The sequence below is a fragment of the Kitasatospora sp. NPDC057936 genome, assembly GCF_042887525.1.
Lineage (GTDB): Bacteria > Actinomycetota > Actinomycetes > Streptomycetales > Streptomycetaceae > Kitasatospora.
Genome location: NZ_JBHVPD010000041.1, coordinates 52,769 through 76,515, shown reverse-complemented (window position 1 = coordinate 76,515; position 23,747 = coordinate 52,769). Strand labels below are relative to the sequence as shown.

Annotated in this window: 16 protein-coding genes, 1 tRNA gene and 1 pseudogene; 7 read left to right on the top strand and 11 right to left on the bottom strand. The window is 73.6% G+C overall.

The window, feature by feature from the left end:
- Positions 1-160 precede the first annotated feature (160 nt).
- Together pgi and ACFVU9_RS22060 are read right to left on the bottom strand one after the other, a co-directional pair.
- Entirely contained in the window at positions 161-1,822 is a 1,662-nt protein-coding gene (pgi, locus tag ACFVU9_RS22065) for a glucose-6-phosphate isomerase (protein ID WP_387595632.1), read from the bottom strand.
- Positions 1,823-2,056: 234 nt separating this feature from the next.
- A complete protein-coding gene (locus tag ACFVU9_RS22060) occupies positions 2,057-3,640 on the bottom strand; it encodes a Na+/H+ antiporter (protein ID WP_380435223.1) in 1,584 nt (527 codons plus the stop codon).
- Between the two features lie 243 nt (positions 3,641-3,883).
- Here ACFVU9_RS22060 and ACFVU9_RS22055 point away from each other — a divergent pair, with 243 nt between their 5' ends.
- The 4 genes from ACFVU9_RS22055 to ACFVU9_RS22040 all read left to right on the top strand — a co-directional run bounded on the left by ACFVU9_RS22055 (position 3,884) and on the right by ACFVU9_RS22040 (position 6,686).
- Positions 3,884-4,792: an NADP-dependent oxidoreductase gene (locus tag ACFVU9_RS22055; RefSeq protein ID WP_380508767.1), complete on the top strand. Its 909-nt coding sequence runs from the start codon at positions 3,884-3,886 to the stop codon at positions 4,790-4,792.
- Between the two features lie 74 nt (positions 4,793-4,866).
- Positions 4,867-4,940, top strand: a tRNA-Lys gene (locus ACFVU9_RS22050).
- A gap of 139 nt (positions 4,941-5,079) precedes the next feature.
- Positions 5,080-6,051 carry a GlxA family transcriptional regulator gene (locus ACFVU9_RS22045; protein ID WP_387595628.1) on the top strand — a complete coding sequence of 324 codons (972 nt, stop codon included), beginning with the start codon at positions 5,080-5,082 and terminating at the stop codon, positions 6,049-6,051.
- Complete coding sequence (locus tag ACFVU9_RS22040) at positions 6,051-6,686, top strand: DJ-1/PfpI family protein (RefSeq protein ID WP_380435220.1); 636 nt, start codon at positions 6,051-6,053, stop codon at positions 6,684-6,686. The genes ACFVU9_RS22045 and ACFVU9_RS22040 overlap by 1 nt, the downstream gene beginning before the upstream one ends.
- Positions 6,687-6,695: 9 nt before the next feature.
- Here the strand turns inward: ACFVU9_RS22040 and ACFVU9_RS22035 are convergent, their stop codons facing one another.
- Complete coding sequence (locus ACFVU9_RS22035; RefSeq protein WP_387595625.1) at positions 6,696-7,895, bottom strand: MFS transporter; 1,200 nt, start codon at positions 7,893-7,895, stop codon at positions 6,696-6,698.
- 78 nt (positions 7,896-7,973) lie between these two features.
- Positions 7,974-9,656 (bottom strand): chitinase, encoded by a 1,683-nt coding sequence (locus ACFVU9_RS22030; protein ID WP_387595622.1) that lies wholly within the window; start codon positions 9,654-9,656, stop codon positions 7,974-7,976.
- Between the two features lie 135 nt (positions 9,657-9,791).
- Here ACFVU9_RS22030 and ACFVU9_RS22025 point away from each other — a divergent pair, with 135 nt between their 5' ends.
- Positions 9,792-13,103 carry a S41 family peptidase gene (locus ACFVU9_RS22025; RefSeq protein ID WP_387595619.1) on the top strand — a complete coding sequence of 1,104 codons (3,312 nt, stop codon included), beginning with the start codon at positions 9,792-9,794 and terminating at the stop codon, positions 13,101-13,103.
- Positions 13,104-13,140: 37 nt separating this feature from the next.
- On the opposite strand, the gene ACFVU9_RS22020 is transcribed toward ACFVU9_RS22025, so the two are convergent.
- Complete coding sequence (locus tag ACFVU9_RS22020) at positions 13,141-13,365, bottom strand: hypothetical protein (protein WP_387595616.1); 225 nt, start codon at positions 13,363-13,365, stop codon at positions 13,141-13,143.
- Between the two features lie 161 nt (positions 13,366-13,526).
- Between ACFVU9_RS22020 and ACFVU9_RS22015 the strand changes: the two genes are divergently transcribed.
- Complete coding sequence (locus ACFVU9_RS22015) at positions 13,527-14,318, top strand: phosphoribosyl-dephospho-CoA transferase MdcG domain-containing protein (RefSeq protein WP_387595614.1); 792 nt, start codon at positions 13,527-13,529, stop codon at positions 14,316-14,318.
- Here the strand turns inward: ACFVU9_RS22015 and ACFVU9_RS22010 are convergent.
- The 4 genes from ACFVU9_RS22010 to snpA (ACFVU9_RS21995) form a co-directional block, all read right to left on the bottom strand.
- The gene (locus tag ACFVU9_RS22010) at positions 14,308-16,389 is read right to left on the bottom strand and encodes a phosphocholine-specific phospholipase C (RefSeq protein WP_380435214.1); all 2,082 of its coding nucleotides are present in this window, start codon (positions 16,387-16,389) and stop codon (positions 14,308-14,310) included. The two genes, ACFVU9_RS22015 and ACFVU9_RS22010, sit on opposite strands and share 11 nt — an antisense overlap.
- Positions 16,390-16,599: 210 nt before the next feature.
- Entirely contained in the window at positions 16,600-17,277 is a 678-nt protein-coding gene (locus tag ACFVU9_RS22005; RefSeq protein ID WP_380435213.1) for a pentapeptide repeat-containing protein, read from the bottom strand.
- A 121-nt stretch (positions 17,278-17,398) separates the two neighbouring features.
- A complete protein-coding gene (gene snpA, locus ACFVU9_RS22000; protein ID WP_387595610.1) occupies positions 17,399-18,049 on the bottom strand; it encodes a snapalysin in 651 nt (216 codons plus the stop codon).
- A 319-nt stretch (positions 18,050-18,368) separates the two neighbouring features.
- Positions 18,369-19,013, bottom strand: coding sequence for a snapalysin (snpA, locus tag ACFVU9_RS21995; RefSeq protein ID WP_380435211.1), 645 nt, complete (start codon positions 19,011-19,013; stop codon positions 18,369-18,371).
- A 159-nt stretch (positions 19,014-19,172) separates the two neighbouring features.
- Between snpA (ACFVU9_RS21995) and ACFVU9_RS21990 the strand changes: the two are divergent.
- Positions 19,173-20,156: pseudogene (locus ACFVU9_RS21990) on the top strand (LysR family transcriptional regulator); the annotation flags it as partial.
- A 104-nt stretch (positions 20,157-20,260) separates the two neighbouring features.
- Here ACFVU9_RS21990 and ACFVU9_RS21985 read toward each other — a convergent pair.
- Positions 20,261-21,451 carry a low temperature requirement protein A gene (locus ACFVU9_RS21985; protein WP_380491386.1) on the bottom strand — a complete coding sequence of 397 codons (1,191 nt, stop codon included), beginning with the start codon at positions 21,449-21,451 and terminating at the stop codon, positions 20,261-20,263.
- Positions 21,452-21,913: 462 nt separating this feature from the next.
- Positions 21,914-23,617 carry an ABC transporter family substrate-binding protein gene (locus ACFVU9_RS21980; RefSeq protein WP_380508791.1) on the bottom strand — a complete coding sequence of 568 codons (1,704 nt, stop codon included), beginning with the start codon at positions 23,615-23,617 and terminating at the stop codon, positions 21,914-21,916.
- Between the last annotated feature and the right edge of the window lie 130 nt (positions 23,618-23,747).

The window sequence follows — 23,747 nt, the reverse complement described above, 5'->3', positions numbered from 1 at the left end:
GCTGACTCTTAATCAGCGGGTCCGGGGTTCGAGTCCCTGGCGGCGCACAGACAGCCGGAAGGCCCCTTGCGAGAGCGAGGGGCCTTCCGGCGTTTCCGCGTCGGGTGGCGCCGGGACGGCCGGGGGCCGCCCGCCCGCGGGGGACGGGCGGCCCGACGGCTCAGCGCCCGCGCAGCGCGCGGTAGCGGGCGACCAGCTCGGCGGTGGAGCTGTCCAGCTGCTCGGCGCCCTCGCCGGAGAGCAGCACCGGCTCGATCCGCTTGGCGAGCACCTTGCCCAGCTCGACGCCCCACTGGTCGAAGGAGTCGATGTTCCAGATCGCGCCCTGGACGAACACCTTGTGCTCGTAGAGCGCGACCAGCTGGCCGAGCACCGACGGGGTCAGCTCGCCGGCCAGGACGGTGGTGGTCGGGTGGTTGCCCTTGAACGTCTTGTGCGGGACGAGCTCGGCCGGCACGCCCTCGGCCTCGACCTCCTCGGCGGTCTTGCCGAAGGCCAGCGCCTGGGTCTGGGCGAAGAAGTTGGCCAGCAGCAGGTCGTGCTGGGGGACCAGGCCCGGGAGCAGGTCGGCGACCGGCCGGGCGAAGCCGATGAAGTCGGCCGGGATCACCTTGGTGCCCTGGTGCAGCAGCTGGTAGTAGGCGTGCTGGCCGTTGGTGCCCGGGGTGCCCCAGACGACCGGGCCGGTCTGCCAGTTCACCGGGTTGCCCGCGCGGTCCACCGACTTGCCGTTGGACTCCATGTCCAGCTGCTGGAGGTAGGCGGTGAACTTGGACAGGTAGTGCGAGTAGGGCAGCACCGCGTGCGCCTGGGCGTCGAAGAACGCGCCGTACCAGACGCCGAGCAGGCCCAGCAGCAGCGGGACGTTCTCCTCCGGCGGGGCGGTGCGGAAGTGCTCGTCGACGAGGTGGAAGCCGTCCAGCATCTCGCGGAAGGTGTCCGGGCCGATGGCGAGCATCAGCGAGAGGCCGATCGCCGAGTCGTAGGAGTAGCGGCCGCCGACCCAGTCCCAGAACTCGAACATGTTGGCCGTGTCGATGCCGAAGTCGTGCACGCCCTGGGCGTTGGTGGACAGCGCGACGAAGTGCTTGGCCACCGCCCCGGTGCCGGCGTCCAGTCCGTCGAGCAGCCAGGTGCGCGCCGAGACCGCGTTGGTGATGGTCTCGATGGTGGTGAAGGTCTTCGAGGCGACGATGAACAGCGTCTCGGCGGGGTCCAGGTCGCGGACGGCCTCGTGCAGGTCGGCGCCGTCCACGTTGGAGACGAAGCGGACGTCGAGGTCGCGCTTGGCGAAGGAGCGGAGCACCTCGTAGGCCATGGCCGGGCCGAGGTCGGAGCCGCCGATGCCGATGTTGACGACGGTGCGGATCGGCTTGCCGGTGTGGCCCTTCCACTCGCCGCCGCGGACCCGGTCGGCGAAGGCGGCCATCTTGTCGAGGACGGCGTGCACGCCGGGCACGACGTTCACGCCGTCGACCTCGACGACGGCGCCGCGCGGGGCGCGCAGCGCGGTGTGCAGGACGGCGCGCTGCTCGGTGTTGTTGATCTTCTCGCCGCGGAACATCGCGTCCCGCAGCTCGGCGACGCCGGTGGCCGCGGCGAGCTCGCGCAGCAGCTCCAGGGTCTCGTCGGTGACCAGGTGCTTGGCGTAGTCGACGTGCAGGTCGCCGACCCCGAGGGTGTAGCGGCGACCGCGCTCGGGGTCGGCGGCGAACAGCTCGCGCAGGTGCGTGTCGCCGAACTCGGCGCGGTGCTTGCCGAGGGCGGCCCACTGCGGGGTGCGGTCGAGCGGCGTGCGGGCGTCGGCGCTGGTCTCCGACATCGGTGTTCCTCGATTCATCTGGGTGCAGATACCGGCAGGGCCAGGCGGTGAGGGTCTCTTCGCGAGGTCGTGCGGGTTCCGGTGGTGCGCCGACTCCGTTGACGGCCTGCCCGGGGCCAGCCTATGCAACGCCGGAGGGAGCGGCGCACATTCCGTACGGGCACGTCCGGAGTGCGGTGGACTGCGGGTGGACTGCGGTGGACTCCGGGTGGACGCTCCGGCGCGAACGGCGCGTCACTTGCGTTCGGAGCGCAGGTCGAGCCCGCGCAGCACCTGGTCGACGAGCTCCGGGTCGGCGCCGAGCTCGCTGCGGGCGACCAGCATCTCGCGCCGCGAGGCGGCGATCATCTCCTGCTCGACGTCCCGGGCGGCCCGCCACTGGGAGAGCCGCAGCTTCGCCTCGGAGGCCTCCTCCTCGGCGTACTTCTCGGGGCAGAGCCGGGCCAGCCGGTCGTGCTGACGGTCCCGCAGGCGGTCGGCGACCTCGGCGGGCAGCCGGTCCTGTTCCTCCAGTTCGCCCAGCCGGTCGAGCCCGGCCCGGGCGGCGCGCCACCAGAGCTGACGGACGGCCTGCTCGTGCCGGTCCTGGTCGAGGTCGAGCTGGAAGCGCTTGGCCAGCCAGGGCAGGCTCAGGCCCTGGACGAGCAGCGTGAACAGCACCACGCTGAAGGCGATGAAGACCAGCCGGCCGCGCTCGGGGAAGCCGGCGCCGGAGTCGACGGTGAGCGGGATGGCCAGGGCGAGGGCGACGGTGGCGACCCCGCGCATGCCGGACCACCAGAGGACCACGCTCTCCTTCCAGCTGAACGGGGTGTCCTCGTCGTCCCCCGCGCGCAGCCGCCGGGACAGCCAGCCGGCCGGGAGCAGCCAGAGCAGGCGGACCACGACGACGACCGCGATCACCATGCTCGCGTCGCCGATGAAGCCGGTCCAGCCCTGGCCGGCCTCCTTGAGCACGGTGGCGAGTTCGAGGCCGATCAGGCCGAAGGCGACGCCGGTGATGAGGATCTCGACGACCTCCCAGAAGGCGTTGCCGACCAGCCGGTAGGAGACGGCGTCCGCGTCGGCGGCCCGTTCGGCGAGGTAGAGCGCGCAGACGACGACGGCGAGCACGCCGGAGCCGTGGATCTCCTCGGCGATCGTGTAGGCGGCGAACGGGACCAGGAGGTTGAGCGCGACCTGCTGGGTCGGGTCCTCCAGGAGCTCGGCGAGCTTGGTGTTGACCCAGCCGAGCGCGACGCCGACGACGACGGCGAGCACCGCCGACAGGACGAAGCGCAGCACCGCGTGGCCGGGCGAGAAGTCGCCGCCGACCACGGCGTCGATGGCGAGCGAGTAGATGACGATCGCGGTGACGTCGTTGAACAGGCCCTCGCTCTCCAGGATGGCGACCAGGCGGCGCGGCAGGCCGACGCTGCCGGCCACGGCGACGGCCGCGACCGGGTCGGGCGGGGAGACCAGCGCGCCGACCGCGACGGCCGCGGCGAGCGGCAGGGCGGGCAGCAGCCAGTGGACGGCGCCCGCCACCGCGATCGTGGTGACCACGACGAGGGCCACGGCCAGCAGCAGGATCGACCGGATGTTGGCCTTGAAGTAGCGCACCGAGGAGCGCCGGGCGACGGCGAAGATCAGCGGCGGCAGGACCAGCGGGAGGATCAGCTCGGGTTCGACGGAGATGTCCGGGATCTGCGGCACGAGCGCCATGACGATGCCGAGCAGCGTCATCAGGACCGGCTGCGGGACGCCGGTGCGGCGCGCGAGCGGCAGGGTCACCACCGAGGCGAGCAGCACCAGGAAGAACAGGGGCAGCTGGCCCACGGGGGGTTTCCTCTCGACGACGGACGGCTGGGCGGCGGACGACGGACAGCTGGGCGGCGGACGGCCCGCGGCGGACGGCGGGGACGACCGGGCGACGGACGGCTGAGCGCCGCCCAGGATAAATCTGACAATGCGCCCATCCGGGAGGACACGCCGGGAAGGCAGTTGACCTCAAGCGCACTTGAGGTCAGATGATCGGAAGGAAGCACCGGCCGCACCACCGACGAGAGGCAGGACCCCCCGATGAAGGCAGTCACCGTCCCCGAGCCCGGCGGCCCGGAGGCCCTGCGGGTCGTCGAGGTGGCCACCCCCACCGCCGGGCCGGGCCAGGTGCGGGTCCGGGTGTACGCCGCCGGGGTGCAGCCGGTGGACCTCGCCATCCGGGCGGGCTTCCGGCCGCCGGGCGTCGTGGCCGAGGGCCCGCTGGTGCTCGGCAACGAGTTCGCCGGCGTGGTCGACCAGCTCGGACCCGGCAGCTACGGCTGGGAGGTCGGCGACGAGGTGATCGGCTTCCGGGTACTCGACAGCCAGGCCGAGTTCGTCGTCGTGGACACCTCGCACCTGGTCGCCAAACCGGCCGGGATGCCCTGGGAGCAGGCCGGCTCGCTCTCCGCCTCCGGCCAGACCGCGCACATGGCCCTCGACCTGCTCAAGGTCGGCCCGGGCGACACCGTGCTGGTGCACGGCGCCTCCGGCGGCGTCGGCACGGTGGCCGTCCAGCTCGCCCGGGCCTACGGCGCGACCGTGATCGGCACCGCGAGCGAGCGCAACCACGACTACCTGCGCGAACTGGGCGCGATCCCGGTCGCGTACGGCGACGGACTGGTGGAACGGGTCCGGGCGCTCGCGCCGGACGGCGTGGACGCCGCGTTCGACGCCGCCGGGCGGGGCGCGCTGGAGGCCTCGGTCGAGCTGGTCGCCGACCGGGACCGGATCGGCACGGTCGTCGACTACGCGACCGCCGAGCGGCTCGGGCTGCGGCAGCTGCGCGCGGAGCGGACGGCCGCCCGGCTGGCCGAGCTGGTCGAGCTGTGGGAGGCGGGCGGCCTGCGCCTGGAGGTCGCCGAGACCTTCCCGCTGGAGCGCGCCGCCGACGCCCACCGGATGGTCGCCACCGGGCACGTCCGGGGGAAGGTCGTCCTCACCGCGTGACGCCCGTCGGCGGGGCGCCCCGGGCCGATTGTGTGTTTCCGCCGCTGACCAGGTAATGTTCTCCGCGTCAGCAGGCGCCGCTAGCTCAGTTGGTTAGAGCAGCTGACTCTTAATCAGCGGGTCCGGGGTTCGAGTCCCTGGCGGCGCACAGACAGCCGGAAGGCCCTTCGCGAGAGCGGGGGGCCTTCCGGCGTTTCGGCGTTCCCCCTGGGCCGGGGGCGGCCGGTGGCAGGAAAGGTGGGAAACAGGTCATTGCTGCCGTCCCGACCCGCTGACAGGCTGACCGCATGAGAACGCGCAGCGTGGTCGTCGTCCTCTACGACGGCGTGCAGAGCCTGGACGTCACCGGCCCCCTGGAGGTGTTCGCGGGAGCGGGCGCCGCCGCCGGGCAGCCGGGTGCGTACCGGGTCACGCTCGCCGCCGCGGGCGGCGGGCCGGTGCGCAGCTGCAGCGGCCTGCGGGTGCTGCCGGACGCGGACCTGGCCGACGTCGGGCCCGTGCACACCCTGCTGGTGCCCGGCGGGGAGGGCACGGACGCGCCGGATCCGGCCCTGGTGGCGCGGATCCGGGAACTGGCCGACCGGGCCGAACGGGTGGCGTCGGTGTGCACCGGCGCCTTCCTGCTCGCCGAGGCCGGGCTGCTCGCCGGGCGCCGGGCGACCACCCACTGGGCGTACTGCGACGCCCTGGCCCGGCGTTTCCCCGACGTCGAGGTCGACCCCGACCCGATCCACGTCCGGGACGGGCACGTCGCGACCTCGGCCGGGGTCACGGCCGGCATCGACCTCGCGCTCGCCCTGGTCGAGGAGGACCTCGGGCGCGACGCCGCGCTGCTGATCGCCCGCCACCTGGTGGTGTTCCTGCGCCGGCCGGGCAACCAGGCCCAGTTCAGCACCCAGCTGGCCGCCCAGGTGGCCGCACGGCACCCGTTGCGCGAGGTCCAGCGGTGGATCGCCGAGCACCCCGAGGAGGACCTCTCGGTCGAGGCGCTGGCCCGGCGCTCGGCGCTCTCGCCGCGGCACTTCGCCCGCGCCTTCGCCGCCGAGGTCGGGGTCACCCCGGGCCGGTACGTGGACGGCGTCCGGCTGGAGGCCGCCCGGCGCCGCCTGGAGGACACCGGGGACGGGATCGAGGAGATCGCCCGCGCCTGCGGCTACGGCACCCCGGAGGCGATGCGGCGCGCCTTCGTCCGGACCCTGGCCGCACCACCCGCCGAATACCGCCGCCGCTTCCACCCCAGCCCTCCCGGAGGAAACTGATGCGCATCGCCGTCCTGCTGTACGACGACTTCACCGCCCTGGACGCCGTGGGCCCGTACGAGGTGCTGTCCCGCATCCCCGGTGCCGAGGTGGTGTTCACCGCGGCCCGGCGGGGGCCGGTCCGCACCGACATGAAGAGCCTCGCGCTCACCGCCGACGCCGCCCTCGACGAGGTCGACACCGCCGACGTGCTGCTCGTGCCCGGCGGCCCCGGGACCGAGCCGGCCCTCGCCGACGGGGAACTGGTCGACTGGGTGCGGCGGGTGGACGCGACCACCACCTGGACCACCTCGGTCTGCTCCGGCTCCCTGCTGCTCGGCGCCGCCGGACTGCTCGCCGGACGCCGGGCCACCTCGCACTGGTGCTGCCTCGACGCGCTGACCGGCTTCGGCGCCGAGCCGACCGGCACCGAGCGGGTCGTCATCGACGGCAAGTACGCCACGGCCGCCGGGGTCTCGGCCGGCATCGACCTGGCCCTGACGCTGACCGGCCGCATCGCCGGGGACGCGACCGCCGAGGCGATCCAGCTGGTCATCGAGTACGACCCGCGGCCCCCGTACTCGGCCGGTTCCCTCGCGACCGCCCCGGCGGGTCTCGCGGACTCGTTGCTGAGCACCAACCTGCTGCTCGGCTAGGGCGTTCGGTCAGCCGCGGCGGGCCGGGAAGCCGTGGGTGCGGGCGGCGAGGACCGCCGCGAGGGCGGGGAGCACCAGGGCGAGCACCGTCCACGGCAGTGCGCCGGTGCCGAGGCGGCCGAGCACGAGGCCGCCGACCACCCCGCCGCCCGCCATCGCGGCGTTCCACAGGGTGACCAGCATCGCCTGGGCCGCGTCGGCCTGCTCCCCGCCGGCGTCGCCGACGGCGGTCTGCAGCAGGGTCGGCACCCCGCCCCAGCCGAGGCCCCAGAGGAGCGCCGCGAAGTAGACCAGCGGCGCGCTGCCGGACCCGACCGCGAGGACGCCCGCCGTCACCGCGACCAGCAGCGCGCCGCCGATCGTCAGCGCACGCAGCCTGCGGTGGATGTGCGCACCGACGAACCAGATGCTCACCAGCGAGGCCAGGCCGAAGACCAGCAGCACCGAGTCGGTCGAGCCGCCGAGCCCGGCCCGGGCGAGGAAGGGCGCGATGTAGGTGAACAGGATGGTGTGCGCGAGCACGAAGAGCAGGGTCACGGCGAGCACCGGCACGACCCCCGGCACCGTGAGCGCCCGCCGCAGCGGTGCCCGCTCCCCCGCCGTCCTGCCGGGCTGGTCCGGCAGGACGGCGGCGGTCCAGCCGATCACGCCGAGCGCCAGCGCCGTCATCGCCAGGAACGGCACCCGCCACGAGAGCGCCTGACCGGCGAAGGTGCCGGCCGGGACCCCCAGGGAGAGCGCCACCGGGATGCCGGCCATCGCGATCGCGATCGCCCGGCCCTGCAGCTCGGCGGGCACCAGCCGGCGCGCGTAGCCCGCCAGCAGCGCCCAGGCGAGACCGGCCGCCACGCCCGCGACGAAGCGGGCCGCCATCGTCAGCGGGTAGTCCGAGGAGAGCGCGGTCACCGTGTTGGCGGCGGCGAAGCCGGCCATCGCGGTGAGCAGCAGCCGCTTGCGGCTCCAGCCGGAGGTGGCCGCGGTGAGCGGGATCGCGGTGGCGGCGGTGCCGAGCGCGTAGACGGTGACGGTCTGGCCGGTCGCCGACTCGCCGACGCCGAGGGACCCGCTCATCCCGGGCAGGACACCGGCGGGCAGGGTCTCGGTCAGCGCGGTGACGAACACCGCGGTGGCGAGCGCGAGCAGGGCGGGGTACGGAAGTGCCGTACGGGATACGGGCTTCGCGGTCTGCGTGTTCTGTGCGGTCGTCATGCGGACCATGCTCGAACCTCACACCGGTGTGAGGTTCAAGCACGGGACTGCGGGACTTCGGGACTGCGAGGCCGCGGGTCAGCGGCCGTAGTAGGCGTCGAAGTTCTTCGAGAACTCCCCTCCCCCGAACCGGTCCCAGTTGATCGACCAGGTCATCAGCCCGCGCAGGTTCGGCTGGGCACCCGAACGCGGCACGTACGTCCCGCAGTCGGTGAGCTTGGTCAGGCAGTCCAGGGCCTTGTCCACCTCGCCCGGGGCGACGTAGCCGTTGCCCGCGTTGGTGGTGGCCGGCATGCCGATGGCGACCTTCGAGGCGGGCAGCGGCGGGAACACGTTGTTGGTGTTGCCCGCCACCGGGAAGCCCTTGAGCAGCAGGTCGGTCATCGCGACGTGGAAGTCGGCGCCGCCCATCGAGTGGTACTGGTTGTCCAGGCCCATGACGGAGCCGGAGTTGTAGTCCTGGACGTGCAGCAGGGTGAGGTCGTCGCGCAGCGCGTGGATGACCGGCAGGTAGGCGCCGGCACGCGGGTCCTGGCCGCCCCACGGGCCGGAACCGTAGTACTGGTAGCCGAGTTGGACGAAGAACGTCTCCGGCGCCATGGTCAGCACGAAGCCCGGCCCGTACGTGGCCTTGAGGGTCTTCAGCGCCGAGATCAGGTTGACGATGACCGGGCTGGTCGGGTTCCTGAAGTCGGTGTCGCCGGCGTCGAGGGAGAGCGAGTGGCCCTCGAAGTCGATGTCCAGGCCGTCCAGGCCCCACCTGTCGATGATCGCCGAGACCGAGCTGACGAAGGCGTCCCGGGCGGCCGTGGTGGTGAGTTGGACCTGGCCGTTCTGGCCGCCGATCGAGATCAGCACCTTCTTGCCCTGGGAGCGCTTCGCGGCGATCGCGGCCTTGAAGTCGGCGTCGGACTCGGCGGTCGGGCAGTCGGTGGTGGAGCAGCGGTTGAAGCGGATGTCGCCGGAGGTGGGCGAGGTGGGCTCGCCGAAGGAGAGGTCGATGAAGTCCCAGGACTTCGGGACGTCGGCCATCCGGGTGTAGCCGGCACCGTTGGCGAAGCTCGCGTGCAGGTAGCCGACCAGGGCGTGGCCGCCGGGCTGGGGGGTGCCGGTGGGCGTACCGGTCGGGGTGCCGGTGGGCGTGCCCGTCGGGGTTCCGGTCGGGGTCGCAGTGGGCGTGGGCGACGCGGTGGGCGTAGGAGTCGACGTCGGGGTCGGGCTCGGGCTCGGCGCGCCCGGCCCGTCGAGCGAGACGTCGTCCGCGTAGTAGGTGCCCTGGCCGTACCAGCCGTGGGTGTACACGGTGGCACTGGTCTGCGTGGCGCCCGTGGTGAAGCTGACGCTGAGCTTCTGGTAGGCGCCGCCGGTGCCCGGGGTCCAGGTGCTCGGGCCGCCGCCGTCGACGCCGAGGTACACGTACGAGCCGTTGACCCACGCGCTCAGCGTGTAGGTGGTGCCGGGGGCGACGGCGACGGTCTGCGCGCACTGGGCGGTGTCGCTCGCGCCGGCGGCCCCGGCCAGGGCGTGGCTCCCGCTGTGCACCGGGCTGTCGACGACGCTGCCGGTGCCGGCGGAGCAGCTCCAGGGGCCGAGCGAGCCGGACTCGAAGCCGCCGTTGACCAGGAACTCGCCGGCCGAGGCGGCGGGGGCGAGGCCCAGGGTGAGGCCGGCCAGGGTGGCCGCGGCGACGGCGGAGGCGGTGCCGGCGGCGAGCGCGGCGCGGGACGGGCGCCGACGGGAGGTCGGGGGAGTTCTGCTCATGCGGGGGCTCCTGCGGGGGCGTGGTCGTGGGGGACGTCCGAGGGCACGCCGGAGCACGCGCCAGTGGGGGGAACGGCCCGGCCTGGCACCCAAGTTGGACTAGACCACTGAAGTGGATGCGGCGGGGAGGTGTCAATGGTCCAGACCGGTCGGGGCCCGCCCCCGCGGCCCGCCCCGGTTGCCGGGCGTGACACCCCGTCGAAGGATGGAGGGGTGACCTCGCCCGGCTACCTCCGCTACCCCCACCTGCACGGGGACCTGCTCGCCTTCACCGCGGAGGACGACGTCTGGATCGCCCGGCTCACCGGCGGCGCCACCACCGACCGGGCCTGGCGGGTCACCTGCGACCGCACCCGGGTCAGCCACCCCCGCTTCTCCCCCGACGGCGCCACCCTCGCCTGGACCAGCTGGCTCGGCCTCACCCCCGAGGTGTGGACCGCCCCCACCGCCGGCGGCGAGGCGCAGCGGCTCAGCCACTGGGGCAGCCAGGACACCCGGGTGCGCGGCTGGCTGCCGGACGGCGAGGTGCTCGCCGTCACCTCCTTCCACGAGCCCTTCGGCCACTACACCTGGGCGCACGCGCTGCCCCCGGACGGCTCCCCCGGCCGCCAGATGCCCTGGGGTCCGGTCGGCGACGCCCAGATGAGCCGTGACCGCACCGTCCTGCTCACCGGCGCCGCCCCGCACGAGCCCGCCGCGTGGAAGCGCTACCGCGGCGGCGCCACCGGCCGGCTCTGGGTGGACGGCGAGCAGGTGCTCCCCGGCCACCGCGGCCACCTCGCCTCACCGATGACCGTCGGCGAGCCCCCCGACGACCGGATCGCCTTCCTCTCCGACCACGAGGGCATCGGCAACGTCTACTCCTGCCGGCCCGACGGCTCAGACCTGCGCCGCCACACCGACCACGCCTCCTACTACGCCCGCGAGGCCGCCACCGACGGCACCCGGATCGTCTACCAGCACGCGGGCGACCTCTGGCTGCTGGACGGCCTGGACGCCCCCGCGCCGCACCGGCTGCACGTCCCGCTCGGCGGCGCGCGGGCCGGGCGCCGCCCCTACCAGGTCGGTGCCGCGAGCCAGGTCAAGGACCTCGCCTGCGACCAGACCGGCCGGACCGGGGTGATCACGGTGCGCGGCAGCCAGTACTGGCTCACCCACAAGGACGGCCCGGCCCGCGCGCTCGCCGACACCCCGGGGGTGCGCACCCGGCTGCCGGTCATGCTCGGGCACACCGGCGAGGCCGCCTGGATCACCGACGCCGAGGGCGCGGACGCCGTCGAGGTGATGCCGCTGCCCGGACACGACGGCCCCCTCGAACACACCAGCGGGGAGCGGCACCGCCACCGGGTGCTCGCCGCCGGACGGCTCGGCCGCGTCCTGGAGCTCACCGCCTCCCCCGACGGCACCCGGCTGGCCGCCGCCACCTCGGACGGGCGGCTGCTGCTCGTCACCGCCGCCGACGGCGGGGTCCGCGAGGTCGCCGCCTCCGCCCACGGGCCCGTCTCCAGCGCCCGGTTCTCCCCCGACTCGCACTGGATCGCCTGGTCCCAGCCCGCCACCGGGCGCTCGCTGCGCCGCATCCGGCTCACCCGCGCCGACGCGCCCGCCCCGATCACCGACGTCACCGACGGGAGGTTCGAGGACGAGCAGCCGGTGTTCACCCGGGACGGCCGCTACCTGGCCTTCCTGTCCTGGCGCGGCTTCGACCCCGTCCACGACGTCCACACCGGCGACCTCTCCTTCCCGCTCGGCTGCCGCCCCTACCTCGTCCCGCTCACCGCCGACACCCCGTCCCCGTTCGCCGCACCGGCCGAGGACGGCGGCCCGCGCGGGGACGGCGGGGGCGACGGCACCGTCCGGGTCGACCCGCAGGGCATCGGCGAGCGGCTGCTGCAGTTCCCGGTGATCGCCTCCAAGTACTCGGCCACCGACGCCGTCCGCGGCGGCCTGGTCTGGCTGCGCTGGCCGATCTCCGGCACCCTCGGACAGACCTTCACCAGCCCGGACGACACCTCCGGCCGCCCCTCGCTGGAGCACTTCGACCTCGCCCGCGGCACCCGCTCCACCCTGGTCGACAAGCTCGACGGGTACGCGGTGTCCGGCGACGGCGGCTCGATCGCGGTCTACTCGGCCGGGACCCTGCGGATCGTCCCGGTCGGCGCCCCCTCCGCCGGCACCCCGGTGGACCTGCGCCGGATCAACCACACCGTGCACCCCGCCGCCGAGTGGCGCCAGGCCTACCACGAGGCCGCCCGGATCGTCCGGGACCAGTTCTGGGACGACCGGATGTCCGGCCTCGACTGGCCCGCCCTGGTCGCCCAGTACGAGCCGCTGCTCGACCGGATCGCCGGGCCGGACGACTTCGCCGACCTGCTGCGCGAACTCCTCGGCGAACTCGGCACCTCGCACGCCTACGTCACCCCGTCCCGCCGCGGCGAGGGCCCCTCGCTCGCCCAGCAGCCGCTCGGCCTGCTCGGCGCCAACGCCCACCGCTCCCCCGACGGCCGCTGGCTGGTCGACCGGGTGCTGCCCGGCGAGTCCTCCGACCCGCGCGCCCGCGCCCCGCTCGCCGCCCAGGGCGTGCGCGACGGCGACGAACTGCTGGAGATCGGCGGGCGCCCGGTCGACCCGGTGCGCGGCCCGCTCCCGCTGCTCGCCGGCACCGGCGGCACCACCGTCGAGATCGGCCTGCGCAGCGACCCCGGCTCCCCCGTGCGGCGGATCACGGTGACCCCGCTGACCGACGAACGGCCGCTGCGCTACCAGGACTGGGTGGTCAAACGCCGCGCCCTGGTACGGGAGTTCAGCGACGGGCGGTGCGGCTACCTGCACATCCCCGACCTCGGCGGCTCCGGCTGGGCGCAGTTCAACCGCGACCTGCGCCGCGAGCTCGACAAGCCCGCCCTCGTGCTCGACGTCCGCGGCAACGCCGGCGGCAACGTCTCCGAACTCGTCCTGGAGAAGCTCACCCGGCGCGTCCTCGCCTGGGACTTCACCCGCGACCGCCAGCCCGTCCGCTGGCCGCGCAACGCCCCGCGCGGGCCGGTGGTCGCCCTGGCCGACGAGGCCACCAGTTCGGACGGCGACGTGATCATCGCGGCGATCGAACTGCTCGGCCTCGGACCGGTGGTGGGCACCCGCACCTGGGGCGGGGTGGTCGGGATGACCGGGCGGCACACCCTCGGCGACGGCACCCAGATCTCGGTGCCGAAGAACGCGTCCTGGTTCACCGGCGGACTCGGCTGGTCCGTGGAGAACCACGGCGTCGAACCCGACGTGCACGCGCTGCGGGGCCCGCGCGACTGGGCCGGCGGGCGGCACCCGGAACTGCACACGGCCGTCCAGCTGGCGCTGGAGCTGCTGGAGGACGCCCCCGCCGCCGCGCCCCCGCCGGACGACACCCCCAGGCCGGACCTGCGGCGCCCGCCGCTGCCGCCGAGGGGCTAGGGCCGTTCCGCGCGAACGGCGGGCGCGAACGGCGGGATCAGTCCCAGGGGTCGCCCTCGGCCGTCATGTTCTCGGCGGCCCGCCGGTCGGCCTCGGCCTGGTCCTGGACCTGCTGCCGCTGCGACTCGTGCATGTCGCGCGTCCGCTCGATGTCGTCGCTGTACGCGTCGGCCGCCTCGTCGTGGGCGAGCGCGGCCCGTTCGGTGGCGTCCGGCCCGGCGGCCTCGTGCCCCCTGTGGAAGATCCTGTCCAAGATGCCCATGACTCCTCCTCCGGACGGATACCGGGCTGTCCCCCACTCTCACACCACGACCGGACGGGCGCACGTCGGGCCTCGACGCGGCGTGCGTTGAGTCTTTGGTCCCGGTCGAACGCATCGAAGGGCCGTAGCGGGCCGGTCCCGGCCGGGCGGACGGTGGGGGTGTGAGGAACGCCATCGACGAACAGCACGGCGGCCCGCGCCGCCTGGTCGGGCCGCTCGCCGCGCTGGACGGGCGGCTGCCCGGCCCGCACGACCTGCTGCTCATGCAGTGCCCCGGCTCGCTGCGCCCGCTCGGCGGCGGCGAACTCCCGGACTGGGCACGGGCGGTGCTCCGCGCGCACCCGTGGGTGACGGTCGCCAGGGCGCCCGCCGTGGTCGGCTCCCCGGTGGACACCCCGCACCCGGTGCGCTGCACCGGGGACGTCACGGCGCCCGAGCACTGGATCCCGGTGACGGTGCGCGGCCCGCACCGCGGCCAGCTGCTGCACGCGCTCGCGCCCTGGGCGGTGGTGGCCCGCACCTTCCGTCCCGAGCAGCTCCCGGCCCGGCGGGCCCTGCTGGCGCCGGGCCGGGTCGCGCAGGTCCCGGGGCTCGCCCTGCTGCCGGCGGTCGGCGAGCTGGCGGCGGACCACCGGCTGGCCTGGGGCCCGATCGGCGCCGTCGGCTACGAGCTGGGCACCGGCGTGCCGGTGACCGGGCCGCTCAGCCCGCTGCGGCTGGTGCTGCGCGCCCCGCAGCCGGTCAGCCGGCGGGACGCGCTGCAGCTGCGGCGCGCGCTGAGCAAGCTGCGCGTGCCCGTGCAGGCCGAGCTGGAGACCCGGCACGGCTCGGTGCTGCTGGCCGAGTACGCGGCGGCGCCGCTCACGCTCACCCTGCTGACGCCGGAGGGGCCCCGGGAGGTCCACGATCCGTGGTTCCCCCGGGGCCCCTCGGGCGGGGCGGTCAGCCGCTGACGCTGGGGGCGCCGGTCTCCAGGTGGCCGGTGAACCGCTGCGACCAGCTGCTGTCGGCGTCCACCGTGACGGTGAAGTCGTACCAGCCGTTGTTGTAGGCCACCGCGTTGAAGAAGTCGCTGGTGCTGCCGCCGGCCGGCACCCGGTACGTCCAGGGGCCGTCCGTGCGGTAGTTGTTCGACGCGATGGTGAAGGTGAGGGCCGTGCTGCCGGTGTTGGCCAGCGCGAAGTAGAGGGCCAGCTTGCCGGTGCCCGGCTCGACCGCGTACGAGGCGGTGACGGCCGCGTTCTTGCCCGCCTTGGTGGCGTCGCCCTTGAAGCGGCGCAGGAAGCGGTTGGGGCCGACCACCGTGAGGTCGTACGGGCCGTTGCCGAAGCCGGTGCCGCAGTTGAAGAAGTCGCTGGTGCCGGCGCCCGGGTCGACGGTGTACTGCCACGGGCCGCCGCTGCGGTAGGCGTTGACGTAGGCCGAGAAGTGGGCCGACTTGGTGGCGGTGCCCCCGTTGGCCATCCTGATCCAGACCTTCATGACCCCGCCGGAGCCGAACTCCAGGTGGTCCAGGTTGGCGTTGGGCTGGTAGGGCAGCGCGCGGGCCGGGCGGGTGCCGGACTCCTGGACGGGCAGCTGGTTGTTGACCGGCGCCGGGTTGGACAGCGGGCCGCAGGCGGCGAGGCCGATGGTCTGCGAGGTGTCGGGCAGCGCCGGGAGGCCGTAGACCGGGTTGGCGAAGTCGAACGCGCTGGTCAGGTCACCGCACACGCGCCGGCGCCAGTCGCTGATGTTCGGGCAGGTGGCGGGCGCGCCGATGGCGGCCGTCCAGGTCTCCAGGAAGCGCAGCACCGAGGTGTGGTCGAAGGTCTCGGAGTTGACCCAGCCGCCGCGGGTCCAGGGCGAGACCGCGATCATCGGGACGCGGAAGCCGAGACCGATGTTGGTGCCGCTGTAGAACTCGCCCGGGGTGCCGGCCGGGGCGGCCGGCGGCGGGACGTGGTCGAAGAAGCCGTCGTTCTCGTCGTAGTTGATGAACAGGACGCTGGAGTCGAAGACGTTCGGGTCGGCGTTGAGCGCGTCGATCACGTTGTGGACGAAGTGCGCGCCGTCGGCCGGGGTGGCGTACGGGTGCTCGGAGGAGGCCTGGTCGGGGACGATCCAGGAGACCTGCGGGAGGGTGCCGGCCAGCACGTCGGCCTTGATCGCGGCGACGATGTCGTCCGGGGTGCTGCCGGTGACGGCGGGCACGGACGCCATGCCCTTGACGGCCAGGGCGCTGCCGGCCGGGGCGCCCGCGAACTGGCTGAAGTAGGCGAGGGCGTTGTCACCGTAGTTGTCGGCGGCGTTCTGGTAGACCTTCCAGCTCACGCCGGCGGCCTCCAGGGCCTCGGCGTAGGTCTGCCACCGCAGGCCCTTCTCGTCACCGCCGTCGTAGGCGGGGCCGCCCGCGGTGCCGGCCGGGTCGATCTGGCCGGACCAGTGGTAGGTGCGGTTGGGGCCGGTCGCGCTGAGCACCGAGCAGTGGTACGCGTCGCAGATGGTCCAGTTCTCGGCCAGCGCGTAGTGGAACGGGATGTCCTGGCGGGTGAGGAAGCCGAGGGTGCGGACGTTGCCCTTGGCCGCGACCCAGGAGTCCATCCTGCCGTTGTTCCAGGCCTTGTGCTGGTCGCTCCAGCCGTGGGCGAGGTCGCCGTTGCACTGGGCGAGGCGCTCGGGGTCGGCGCCGCCGGCCGGCTTGGTGAGGCTGAACTGCCAGGGGTACTGGCGGCCGGTGCCGTTCGGCTGGTTGAACACGCTGTAGCCGCCGGCGATCTGGATCGCGCTGCGGTCGGCGAAACCGCGCACGCCCTTCATCATGCCGAAGTAGTGGTCGAAGCTGCGGTTCTCCTGCATGAGGATCACCACGTGCTGCACGTCCGCGATGGTGCCGGTCTGCGACAGCGCCGCGGTGTTCACGGCGGCGGGCGCCGCGCCCGCGGCGGTCGGGGCCGCCCCCGCGCCCCCGGCACCGGTCATGGCCAGGCCCGCGGCGGCGGCTCCGGACAGCGTCACGAACTTCCTACGACTCAGCTCGGCCATCAGCCCAGCCCGTCCCTTCACTACCGATGTTGTGTGCACAAGTCGGGGCTCATCGATCGCGGAGCAGTCTCCACCGGCGCCGAACCGGCCCACCAGATGCGGGCGGGAGGGTTGGTGGACTGTTCGTCCGGCCGTCATCGAGCGACCACCGGCTGAACGGGGGACGGAAACTCCGAGGATGCGAAGGGGAGGGGGACCGGCCGGCGGGCCTCAGCGGTCCTGGACGGTGATGCCCAGGGCGTGGGCGAACTGCGGCGCCAGCTCCAGGAGTTGGTGCGAGTTGATGATCGCGCCGCGCAGCCCCAGGTGGCCGTCCGGGAGGCCGAGGCGGGCGGCGCCGCGCAGGTCCGTCCTGGTCAGCGCGGCCCCGCGCAGGTGGACCTCCTCCAGCGTCGAACCGGGGAACGACACCTGGGTGAGCTTCGCGTCGGCGAAGTCGACGTCGCGCAGCAGGCAGTCCTCGAAGACGACGTCCCGCAGGACGGCCGCCCGCAGGTTGACCGCCTCCAGCTTGCAGCCGCGGAACACCACCCGGCGCACGGCCGAGCCGTGCGCGGCGATCCCGGCCAAAACGCCGCCGACGAAGGCGCTGTCCTGCCACTCGCCGTCGCTCAGGTCACAGGCCACCCAGCGGCCGGACTGCACCCACACGTCGGTGAAGCGGGCCTGGCGCAGCTTGACGCCGCTGAAGGCGACGCCGGTGAGCGCGCACTCCAGGAACGTCGCCCCGGCGGCCGCCTGGTCGGTGTACTCGCCGCCGTCGAAGTGCACGGTGTCGTAGCGCTCGTCGGCGCGCAGCGGCCCGGTGTGCGGGCGGAGCAGGTCGGCGAAGCGCAGGTCGGCGAGGCGGTCGGGGAAGTCGGGCACGTTGGGGGCGGTGTTCGGCACGGGGGCGGCACCTCGCGGGGTCGGGCGGACGGGGTCTCGCCCGCATGCTCGCACGCGCCACCGACAGAACCGGGGGTGCCCGGCCGCGGCCCACGGCGGCCGGGCGGTTCCGGGGGGGCGGTCAGCCGCGCGCCCAGAGGGAGTTGACCCGGCTGCGCTCGGTGCCGTTCGGGTAGGGGTTGGTGCAGGACGTGCCGGGCCCGCCGCCGGACATCAGCTCGCTGCACGGCCCCGAGTAGTGGTCGGGCAGGCCGAGCACGTGCCCGGTCTCGTGGGCCGTCACCCGCAGCGAGTTGTACTGCCGGTTCTGCTGGTAGTCGAGGAAGACGTACCCGCGCCCGTGGCCATCGGTGCTGGCGTACGAGCCGCGGGAATCGTTGCCCTCGTAGTAGCGGAAGTCGGCGGCCGAGCCGGCGCGCAGCTGGACGTTGCCCACCGAGCCGTTCCAGATCTGCGCGGCCTGGGATATCTGGGTGCGGAACGACGGGGCGCTGCTGGCGTCGTAGGTGACGACGACGGTCGCGAGGTTCGGGTTAGCGGCCTGCTTGGCCTTGGCGGAGGCCATAACGGCCTGGAAGAACGCCTGGTTGTCGGCCGCCTCGGCGGCCGAACCGGCGTACGCCGAGCCGGCGGACGCGGAGGCGGCGGACGCGGAGGCGGTGTAGCCGGAGGCCGCCCGGGCGGCGGGCGCGGCGACGGCCGTCCCCGGCAGGGCGGCGAGACCCGCGGCGAGTGCCAGGCCGAGGGCGGCGGACAGCACGGATCGAGGCATGACGGATCGAGACATGTGGGGGCTCCGATTCCTGCGGTGCGTGGCCGGTGGGGGCCGGCCGTGGGGGGCACCTGGTGAACGGGTGATGTCCACCGAGCTTCGGGCAGCGCGGCGGCGGGGCGGATGATGTCAACCCGCGATAGCCCTGTCCAATACCCTTGGTTTTCCCAACCTTTGAATCTGCTTTGGCTTGACTTGACTCTTTCTCACCCCTGGCATTCCGCTGCCCGGGCGATTAGGCTCCGCCCCGGGGAAGCAACCGAGCGGCGGGCCGCCCGATTCCGGCCGGACGGCCCGCCGCACCCCGATCGGGCCCCGGCTACTCCGCGCCGTTGGCCCACAGCTCGTCGACCTGGCCGCGCTCGTTGCCGTCCGGGTAGGGGTTGGTGCAGGACGGGCCGGGTCCGCCGCCGGACATCAGCTCGCTGCACGGCCCCGAGTAGTGGTCGGGCAGGCCAAGCACGTGCCCGGTCTCGTGCGCGGTGACGCGCAGGGAGTTGTACTGCTGGTTCTGCTGGTAGTCGAGGAAGACGTACCCGTGGCCGTGGCCGTCGGTGCTGGCGTACGAGCCGCGCGAGTCGTTGCCCTCGTAGTAGGAGAAGTCGCCCTGACCGCCGCTCTCCTGGAGCTGGACGTTGCGCACCGACCCGTTCCAGATCTGCGCGGCCTGGGATATCTGGCTAGTGAAGGACGGTGCGTTGCCGGTGTCGTAGGTGACGGTGACGGTCAGCAGCCACGGGTTGGCGGCCTGCTTGGCCTTGGCGGAGGCCATGACGGCCTGGAAGAACGCCTGGTTGTCGGCGGCTTCGGCGGCCGAACCGGCGTACGCCGAGCCGGCCGCGGGCGTGTAGCCCGCGACGCTCGCGGCCGGTGCGGCGGGTGCGGCGACGGCCGTCCCGGGCAGGGCGGCGAGACCCGCGGCGAGCGCGACGCCGAGGGCGGCGGACAGCACGGATCGGGACATGACGGATCGAGACATGTGGGGGCTCCGGATCGCGAAACGCCCGGCCACCGGTGCCGGTTGGGGGCCGGCGGCGGCGGGCGGAATGTGGGGGTGCCCCGGGCCTGCCGGCCGGGGGCTGGAATCGCTGCCCCAGATTCCCCCCGGGCACGGCCGTCGCGGATGATGTCAACCGGCGATAACGCCGGTCAATACCGGTGGGCCTCCGCCGTGTTGATTCGTGTCATGTCCTTGGCGACAAGGGTCGTCGGCGTCTATGCTCCCGACGTGGAGCTCGACGTGAGACACCTCCGGGTGCTGTGCGCGATAGCCGACACCGGCAGCCTCCGCAAGGCGGCGCTCCGGCTCGGCATGACCCAGCCCTCCCTCACCACCCAGCTGCACCGGATCGAACGGGCCATCGGCGGCACCCTGTTCACCCGCGAGCAGACCGGCAGCCGGCCCACCGCGCTCGGCCACTCCGTGCTGTCCCGGGCCCGGCCGGTGATCACCGAGATGGCGGCGCTGGTCGCCGCCGCGCGCCAGGAGGCCCGGGAGTCGGCCGGCCCCGGCAGCCGGCGGCGGCTGCGGATCGGCAGCGTCGGCAGCCGGGCGGTGGCGGCCTGGCTGCGCCGCGTCCACGAGCGGCTGCCGGACACCGACACCACCATCCACGTGGACATCTCCGCCAGCGCCCTGCTGCGGATGGTCGCCGCCGACCAGCTCGACGTCGCCTTCGTGTACGAGAGCGAGGGCTTCCCGCTGCGCGTGCCCCCGGACGCCGAGCACCGGGTCCTGATGGCCCGCGAGCCGCAGTTCGTCGCGCTCGCCGCCGGCCACCCGGCCGCCGCCCGCCCGGTCGTCCACCTCGCCGACCTCGCCGAGGACACCTGGATGGTGGACCCGACCGCCGACCACGAGTACGCGGCGATGCGCCGGGTGTTCAGCGAGGCCGGCCTCAACCCCCGGGTGGTGCAGGTCCGGGACAACACCACCGCCGCCGACCTGGTCGCCTCCGGCGAGGCCGTCCGCCCCTGCCAGCCGACGTCCCTGCCCGGCCCCGGGACGGTCGTGCGCCCGGTCCACGGCGATCCGCTCGCCGTCCGCCTGCTGCTCACCTGGCGGCCGCGCGCGCTCGCCCCGACCGCCCTGGAGGCGCTGTACGGCGAACTGCGGGCCGCCTACCTGGACCTCGCCAAGGTCAACCCGGCCTACCTGGCCTGGCTCGCCCGGCACGAGCCGATGCTGCTCGGGCTGCGCCCGGAGGCCGCTCACGCCTCCCTGGCGTGCATCGCGACCCCGACGGCCACCATCGCCGCGCACACCAGGCCGGCCGCCAGGACCCCGGAACCGCCGAGCGCCGTGCAGGCCAGCACCAGCACCGCGCCGGTGGGCGCCAGCGCCTGCGCGGCACCGGTCTTGGTGTGCCGCGAGTGCAGCAGCCAGACGGTGAACAGGTAGACGGCGGTCGGCACGGTGACCGTCCCGGTGGCCGCCGTCGCGGAGATCTCCGCCTTGTGCACGGCCGACTCCACCGCGACCTCCAGCCCGGTGCCGATCGCCGCCGCGGCCGCGAACACCACGTAGTGGCCGTAGCCCCACGCGAACGCCTGCCGGTTGGAGCGCAGGTGCTCGTGCACCGGGCGGGCGAAGTAGATCCACCAGGCCGAGAAGCAGATCAGCAGCCCGCCGATCGCCACCGGCACCAGCCGCCCCAGCCCCTCGTGCTCGTCCACCCCCGACTGCACCGCGACCGTCGCCGCCGCGACCGTCTCGCCGAGCACGATCAGGGTGAACAGCCCGTACCGCTCGGCGATGTGGTGCGGGTGCCAGGTGGTCTGCATCCGCAGCTCGGCCCAGACCGGCACGGCCAGCTCGGCCAGCACCCCGATCGGGATGACGAACGGCCGGGCGCCGTGCGGCAGGAGCAGCACCACCACCCACCCGACCTGGCACAGCGTGATCCCCAGCGCGTACCGCAGGGCCACCCCGCGCGCCGGGCCCTCCTCGCTGGCGGCGGCGCGCAGCCACTGGGTGACCATCGCCAGGCGCATCACCACGTAGCCGGTCACCGAGAGGACCATGTCCTGCGCCTCGAAGAGCCTCGGCACGCCGGCCGCGAGGATCAGCACCCCGGCGATCTGCACCAGCGTGGTGACCCGGTACGGCACGTCGTCGCAGTCGTACGCGGAGGCGAACCAGGTGAAGTTCATCCAGGCCCACCAGATCGCGAAGAACGCGAGCACGAAGCCCCGCAGGCCCTCGCCGTAGTGCCCGGCGGCGAGGGAGTGGGCGAGCTCGCGCCCGGCCTGGCCGACCGCGACGACGAAGCAGAGGTCGAAGAACAGCTCCAGCGGCGTGGCGACCCGGTGCCGCTCGTTCCGGTCGCGCGGGACCATCCGGCGCACCGGGGGCGGGTCGGCGGGGTGCGGGTGGGGCACTGCGGCGGAATCGCTGGTCATCGCGCTGCTCCGGGACGGGGACGGACGGCTGGGCTGTCCCGCGCATCCTGGCAGCGGGGCGGGCCCGGCGCACGCACCGGCGCGGACCGGCGGACGCCGGACCCGCCCCTCCTGTCCCTTTTCCTTCGTTCCTTTCCCCTTGCCGTCAGCCCCAGTTGACGCTCCGGTGCGCGAACCGGGTGACAGCACGACGGGTTTCCGGGCGCGCCCGCGCCGTACCGCCCGAGCCGCCGGACCGCCCGCTACATTCGTCCCCGGTTGGAAAGCGAGCGCGGGCCCTGCGGGGCCCCACGACACGGGCGGCCTGCGGGCAACGCGGAAGGTCAAGGCCGGTGGCAGGACAACGGGGGCGGCAAGGCCGTCCCACCCGTGTCCGCACCACCGGCCTCGTGATCACCGCGCTGCTCGCCAGCGCCTGTCCCGCCGCCGTGCCCGCGGCGACCGCCGCGTCGGGGGCAGCGGCTACTTCTCCCAGCCGATCTTGGTGTAGTCGGTCGAGGCCAGGCCGAACGCGCCGTAGTTGGCCAGGCCCTTGCGCGCCGCGACCACCTCGGGCCGCTGGTACAGCTCGACGGTGTGGCCGAGCTCCCAGATCTTGGCGTCCGCCTGGTTGTAGTACTTCGCGGCCTCCACCGGGTCGACCGTCCCGGCCGCCTTCTTCAGCAGCTCGTCGATCTCGGGGGTGCCGAGCTTCGAGTAGTTGCCGAAGACGTTGTCCCCCTCCGGCAGGCGGAAGTTGGTCAGGCTCTGGGAGAGCGGGAACGAGTCGGTGTTGCGCCAGCTGGCGAGGTCGAACTTGCCCACGTTGATGTACTTGGTGAAGAAGTCGTTCTTCGCCACCTTGTCCAGGTCGACCTTCACCCCGGCCTGCAGCCACATCGCCGCGGCCGCGGTGTACAGGTCGATCTGGGCCTGCGGGCTGGAGTCGTTGAACACGAAGTGCAGTTCGAGCGACTGGCCGTCCTTGGTACGCGGCTGACCGCTGCCCGCCTCCTTCCAGCCGGCGTCGTCCAGCAGCTTCTTCGCGGCGGGCAGGTCGAACTTCGCCCACTCGCCCGAGTTGTCCTGGTAGCCGGCCTGGTTGGGCATGAAGATGTGGTTGCCGAGCGGCTTGAACTGCACCGGCACGCCATTGTTGGCGATCTTGATCAGCGAGTCGCGGTCGAGCGCCTTGCCGAGCGCCTGACGCACCTTCTGGTCGGTCAGCGCGCCGCCCCCGCCGAAGGAGATGTGCACCTCGTCCCACGGGCTGGAGGTGCGGATCACCGTGTCCTTGTTGTCCTTGAGCTGGCCGTAGGCGGTCGCGGTGCCGGCCGTCGCGAAGTCGATCTCGTTGTTGAGGAACGACTGGGTGGTCGCCGCCTGGGACATCACCCGGAAGGTGACCTTGTCCAGCTTGGGCTTGGCGCCCCACCACGCCGGGTCCGGGACGAGGCTGATCGTCTGGGCCGTCTTGTCGGCGACGCCGAGCTTCAGCGCGCCGGCGGTGATCGGGATCTTCTCGATCCAGGCCTTGTTGAAGTCGTCGGCGGTGGCGATCCCGGCGGCCGGGATCAGTGGCCGGAAGAGGTTCTGCCAGTCCGCGTACGGCGTCGAGAAGGTGACCTTGACCTCGGACGGGTCGGCGCCCTGCTCGACGCCGGAGATCAGCTCGTAGCCGGAGGAGTCGGCGATGTTGTAGCCGTCCTTCTTGCCGTTGCTGGCCTCCCAGTCGGCCTTGAAGTCCAGGTAGCTCAGTGCCTTGCCGTCCGACCACTTGGCCTTCGGGTTGAGCTTGTAGGTGATCACCTGCGGCGAGGCCGAGGTGACCTTGGCGTCCACCAGGTAGTCCGGGTTCGCGTGGAAGGTGCCCTCCGCGTCCGTGGAGAAGAGGGACGGTTCCAGGGCCCGCATGATGTCGACGGCGTCGCCGTAGCGGCCGTCCACCTGGAACGGGTTCCACTGGGTGATCCACTGGTACAGCGGGAAGCGCACCTCCCCGCCGTCCTTCAGCTGGTCCGGCGACTTGGGGTTGATGTCGTTGGAGCCCTGGCTCGGCGGCTCGCTCTTGGCCACGTTGTCGGCGGAGCCCCCACCGCCCGAGGTGCACGCGGTCACCGCCAGGGCGACGGCTATCGCGAGGGCGGTGGCCCGGCCGAAGCGGCGGGCCGTGGTGGCAGCGTCCATGGGGGTCCCCCTGGAGGGTTCGTCGGGAATACGGGACAGGAGATGTGCCGCGCGAGGTGTGGCGGGGCTTGAGTGTGGGCAGCCAAGTCGGCACCGAGCCAGCAGAACGTAACAGCCGTTCAGTTCCACG